The 6,256-nt window shown below is 73.2% G+C and carries 1 protein-coding gene; it reads right to left on the bottom strand.

From position 1 onward, the window contains the following. Window positions 1-6,256, bottom strand: a 6,256-nt coding sequence (locus ACZ52R_RS43175) for a type I polyketide synthase (RefSeq protein ID WP_465755550.1), incomplete at both ends; no start/stop codon positions are given.

Below are 6,256 nucleotides of genomic sequence, written 5' to 3' on the forward strand. Positions count from 1 at the left end.
CCGTGCGCCTCCACCGCATCGATCTGATCCGATGCCAGACCCGCATTCGCCAACGCCTGCCGGATCACCCGCTGCTGCGACGGACCGTTCGGCGCCGTCAGGCCGTTCGACGCACCGTCCTGGTTGATCGCCGACCCGCGGACCACGGCGAGCACCGGGTGCCCGTTGCGCCGGGCGTCGGAGAGCCGCTCGACCAGCACCATGCCGACGCCCTCGCCCCAGCCGGTGCCGTCCGCCTCCGCCGAGAACGCCTTGCACCGGCCGTCCGCGGAGAGGGCCCGCTGGCGGCTGAAGTCCACGAACACCTCGGGGGTGGACATGATCGCCACGCCGCCGGCGAGCGCCATCGTGCACTCGCCGTTCCGCAGCGCCTGGATCGCCCAGTGCAGCGCGACCAGAGAAGAGGAGCAGGCCGTGTCGATCGTGACCGCCGGACCCTCCAGACCGAAGGTGTAGGCGACCCGGCCCGAGGCGATGCTGCCCGAGTTACCGGTGCCGAGGTAACCCTCCACGCCGTCGGGGAGCTCACCCAGGTTGTGGGCGTAGTCGTGGTACATCACGCCGGCGAACACGCCGGTACGGCTGCCGCGCAGCGTCGCCGGGTCGATCCCCGCACGCTCCACGGCCTCCCACGAGGTCTCCAGCAGGAGCCGCTGCTGCGGGTCCATCGCCAGCGCCTCGCGCGGCGAGATCCCGAAGAAGCCCGGGTCGAACAGGCCCGCGTCGTGCAGGAACCCGCCCTCGCGGGCATACGAGGTGCCCTGGTGGTCGGGGTCGGGGTGGTAGAGGTTCTCGAGGTCCCAGCCGCGGCCGGTCGGGAAGCCGGAGACCGCGTCCCGGCCCTCCGACACCAGCCGCCACAGATCCTCCGGGGACTCGACGCCACCCGGGAAGCGGCAAGCCATGCCGACGATCGCGATCGGCTCGTCATCGACCGTCACCGTCCGGACAGCCGCTGCGGCACCCGGCGCCTCGCCGACCAGTTCGGCGAGCAGGAAAGCGGCCAGGGCACCCGGCGTCGGGTGGTCGAAGACCAGCGTCGCCGGCAGGCGCAGGCCGGTCGCGCCGTTGAGCTCGTTGCGCAGCTCGACGGCGGTCAGCGAGTCGAAGCCCAGCTCCTTGAACGCCCGGTTGGCGTCCACGGCGCCCGCGTCCCCGTAGCCGAGGACGGACGCGACCCGGGCACGGACCAGGTCCAGCAGGAGTTCCGTCCGTTCGGCGGCCGGCGCGGCAAGGACGTGCTGCGCCAGGGACGAGCCGGCCGGGCGGCCCGCCGAGCCGTTCTCGGCAACGCGGCGGAGCGGGGCGCGCACCAGGCCGCGCACCAGCGGCGGCAGGGTGCCGGCGGCAGCCTCGGCGCGCAGCGCGGCCAGGTCGAGCCGGATCGGAACGACAAGGGACTCGTCCGCGGCGATCGCCGCGTCGAAGAGCGCCAGCCCCTCGTCGGCGAGCAGGCCCTGCACACCGCCACGGCTCATACGGCGGACGTCGACATCGGCGAGACTACCGACCATTCCGCCTTCCGCCCAGGCACCCCAGGCGAGGGAGGTCGCGGGCAGTCCGGCGGCCCGGCGCTGGGCGGCGAGGGCGTCCAGGAAGACGTTCGCGGCCGCGTAGTTGCCCTGCCCGAGTCCGCCGAAGGTGCCGGCGGCGGAGGAGAACAGCACGAAGGTGGTCAGTGGGTGATCGGCCGTCAGCTCGTGGAGGTGGAGGGCCGCGTCGACCTTCGGACGCAGCACGGTGTCGATGCGGTCGGGAGTGAGCGAGGTGACGATGCCGTCGTCCAGGACACCGGCCGTGTGGACCACACCCGAGAGCTCGTGGTCGGCGAGCAGCGCAGCCAGCGCGTCGCGGTCGGCCACGTCGCACGCCGCGACCGTCACCGTTGCGCCGGCGTCCGTCAGCTCGGCGACCAGCTCCGCCGCACCCGGCGCGTCCGCACCACGACGCGACACCAGCAGCAGACTCCGCACCCCGTGCCCGACCACCAGATGACGGGCCACCAGCCCGCCCAGCAGACCCGACGCACCCGTCACCAGGACCGTGCCCGACGACCCGAACACCGACACCGCCTCCGGCGACACCGCCGCCCGGGCCAGACGCGGCACCCGCACCTCGCCACCGCGCACGACCAGCTCCGGCTCGCCGGCCGCCAGAGCGGCGGAGAGCGCCTCGCGGGAGAAGTCGCCGCCGTCGAGGTCCAGCAGGACCAGGCGGCCGGGGTTCTCGGACTGCGCCGAGCGGACCAGGCCCCACACCGGGGCGTGCACCAGGTCCTCGACCTCGGCACCGACCGCCCCACGGGTCACCAGGACCAGACGCGACGCCGAGAACCGCTCATCAGCCAGCCACTCCCGCACCGTCCCCAAAACCCCGTGCAGCGCGGCGCGCACAGCCGAGGCCACACCATCAGACGCCTCGACCGACTCCAGCGCCAGGAACACCGCATCCGGAACCCCCGAACCGCCGTCGACCGCCGCACCCAGCTCCGCCAGGTCCGCGAACCGCTCCGCACCGAACCCGCCCGCACCCAGCACGGCCCACCGACCCGCCGGCGCCTGCGACACCGGCAGCACCGTCCACTCCACCCGGTACAGCGAGTCGACCGAGCCACCGCGCGCACTGCGCACCTGCTCCTCGGACACCTCACGCATCGCCAGCGAGGCCACGGACGCCACCGGGCGCCCGGACTCGTCGGCCAGCACGAGAGAGACCGTGTCGCGGCCCGCTGGCGACATCCGCACCCGGACGGCCGAAGCCCCGGCGGCGTGCAGCGTCACCCCGTTCCACGCGAAGGGCAGGCGGCCGCCGCCGCTCTCCTCCAGCAGGTTGCCGATGCCGACCGCGTGCAGCGCGGCATCGAGCAGGGCCGGGTGCAGTCCGAAGAGTGCGGCGTCGGCCTCGGCGCCCTCCGGCAGGCGCACCTCCGCGTAGACGTCCTCGCCACGGCGCCACGCGGCGCGCAGGCCCTGGAACACCGGTCCGTACCCGAACCCGGCCGCCTGGAAGACGTCGTAGAGGTCGTCCACGCCGACCGTGGTCGCGCCCTGCGGAGGCCACTCGGTGAGGTCGAAGGACGGCAAATCGTCACCGTCGCCGGGGGCCAGCACGCCGGTGGCGTGCCGCGTCCAGACCTCCCCGCCGGCCGTGTCCTCCAGCCGGGAGTACAGGCCGACAGCCCGGCGGCCCGACCCGTCGGCCTCCTCGACGGCGAGCTGGACATGGACGCCGCCCTGCTCGGGCAGCACCAGCGGCGCCTCCAGCGTCAGCTCCTCCAGCAGCCCGCAGCCGACCTGGTCACCGGCGCGGATCGCCAGCTCGACGAACGCCGTGCCGGGCAGCAGCACGGAACCCATCACCGCGTGATCGGCCAACCACGGGTGCGACTGCACCGACAGCCGGCCCGTGAACAGGAATCCGTCCACCGCGGGCAGCGAGACGGCCGCCCCCAGCAACGGATGACCGGCCGCCGCCAGTCCGACCGAGGCCACATCGCCGACAGCCCGACCCACCCGCTCCGGCCAGTACCGCTGCCGCTGGAAGGGGTAGGTGGGCAGGTCGACCCGGCGCGCGCCGGTACCGGCGAACACGGCCGGCCAGTCGACCGCGAGGCCGCGGACGTGGGCCTGGACGAGGGCCGCCGTGAGCGTGCGGGCCTCCGGGCGACCGGCGCGGAGCACCGGGACGAACACGGCCTCGGCCACGGACTCCTGGCCCATCGCCGACAGCACCCCGTCCGGACCCAACTCGACGAACGTCCGGACACCGTCCGCCTCCAGGGCGGTGACCGCGTCCGCGAAACGGACGGCCTCACGGACGTGGCGCACCCAGTACTCGGCGTCGGTCAGCTCGGCGGAGACGGGAGCGCCGGTGAGAGTGGAGACGATCGGAATCCGCGGGGACTCATAGCTGACCTGCTCGGCGACGGCACGGAAGTCCGCGAGCATGCCGTCCATCAGCGGCGAGTGGAACGCATGACTGACCGTCAGCCGCTTGGACTTCCGACCCTCCAACTGCGCGACCACGGCCAGCACCACATCCTCGGCACCCGAGACCACGACGGAGGTCGGGCCGTTGACCGCGGCGATGCCGACGCCCTCGGTCAGCAGCGGCAGCACCTCGGCCTCGCTCGCCTGCACCGCGACCATCGCACCGCCGCGCGGCAGCGCCTGCATCAACCCGGCACGAGCCGCCACCAGCCTCGCGGCATCCGCGAGCGAGAACACACCCGCGACATGGGCGGCAGCCAGCTCACCGATCGAATGCCCGGCCAGCACGTCCGGGGTCAGACCCCACGACTCCACCAGCCGGAAGAGCGCCACCTCCAGCGCGAACAGCGCCGGCTGAGCCCAACCCGTCTCGTGGATCAGCTCCGGGTCGGCGATCGCCTCGCGCAGCGGACGGTCCAGGAACTGGTCCAGGTGCGCACACACCGCATCGAACGCATCCGCGAACACCGGGAACGCGCCGTACAGCTCCTCCCCCATCCCGACGCGCTGGCTGCCCTGACCGGTGAACAGGAACGCCGTCCGCCCCTCCACCACCGAGGCCTGACCACCGGACACCGCGGCCAGCCCGGCCAGCAACTCCGCACGATCGGAAGCCACGAACCCCGCCCGGTACTCGAACGCCGCCCGGCCCGTCGCCAGCGAGAACCCCAGATCCGCCACACTCGGCGCACCACCGCCCTCGACCACCGCCACCAACCCCGCCGCCTGCGCCACAAGCGCCTCCGGACTCCGCGCCGAAAGCACCACCGGCACCACCGGCAGGGCCACCGAGTCATCCTCCGGGGCCTCTTCTGCGGCCGGAGCCTGCTCCAGGATCGTGTGGGCATTCGTCCCGCTCACACCGAACGCCGATACACCGGCCCGGCGGAGGCCGCCGGTCTCGGGCCACGGCAGGTTCTCCGTCAGCAGTTCGACGGCGCCGGCCGTCCAGTCGACGTGCGGGGACGGCGCGTCCACGTGCAGGGTCCGCGGCAGGACGCCGTGCTGCATCGCGAGCACCATCTTGATCACACCGGCAACACCGGCCGCAGCCTGGGTGTGCCCGATGTTCGACTTCACCGACCCCAGCAGCAGCGCACGGCCGTCCCGACGCTCCTGACCGTACGTCGCGAGCAGAGCCTGCGCCTCGATCGGGTCACCAAGGCGGGTGCCCGTGCCGTGCGCCTCGACCGCGTCGATCTGGTCCGCCGTCAGCCCGGCACCGGCCAGAGCCTGCCGGATCACCCGCTGCTGCGACGGACCGTTCGGCGCCGTCAGCCCGTTCGACGCACCGTCCTGGTTCACCGCAGAGCCACGGACCACCGCAAGCACCGGATGCCCGTTGCGCCGGGCGTCCGACAGCCGCTCGACGAGCAGCATGCCGGCACCCTCACCCCAGCCCGTACCGTCCGCCGCACCCGCGAACGCCTTGCACCGGCCGTCCACCGACAGCCCGCGCTGCCGACTGAACTCCACGAACAGATCCGGCGTCGACATCACCGTCACACCACCCGCGAGCGCGAGATCGCACTCACCGTTGCGCAACGCCTGCACCGCCAGGTGCAGCGCCACCAACGACGCCGAACACGCCGTGTCCACCGACACCGCCGGCCCCTCAAGACCGAACGTGTAGGAGAGACGGCCGGAGATCACGCTCGTCGCCGTACCGGTCAGCCGGTGCCCCTCGGCACCTTCCTGGCCCTCGGTGAGGAGGGAGATGTAGTCCTGGCCGTTCGTGCCGATGAAGACGCCGGCCCGGCTGCCGCGGAGGGCGGCAGGGTCGATTCCGGCCCGCTCGAACGCCTCCCAGGACGTCTCCAGCAGCAGGCGCTGCTGCGGGTCCATGGCCGTCGCCTCACGCGGCGAGATGCCGAAGAACGCGGCGTCGAAGCGGGTGGCGCCCTGCAGGAACGCGCCCTTGCGCGTGTAGACCTTGCCCAGCTTGTCGGGGTCGTCATCGAAGAGCGAGTCCAGGTCCCAGCCACGGTCGGTCGGGAAGTCGACCACCGCGTCGCCGCCGCTCAGCAGCAGCTGCCACAGCTCCTCCGGCGAGCGGACCCCGCCTGGGAAGCGGCAGGCCATCGCCACGATGGCGATCGGGTCGTCATCCACGGCCGGAGCGACGGCGGAGGCCGCCGGGAGCGCCGACTGCAGGCCGAGCAGTTCGGTGGTGAGGTGGTCGGCGAGTGCGGTGGCCGACGGGTAGTCGAAGACCAGCGTCGCCGGCAGGCGCAGCCCGGTCGCCGCGTTGAGGCGGTTGCGCAGGT

It is taken from the genome of Kitasatospora sp. NPDC034023, from assembly GCF_055575795.1.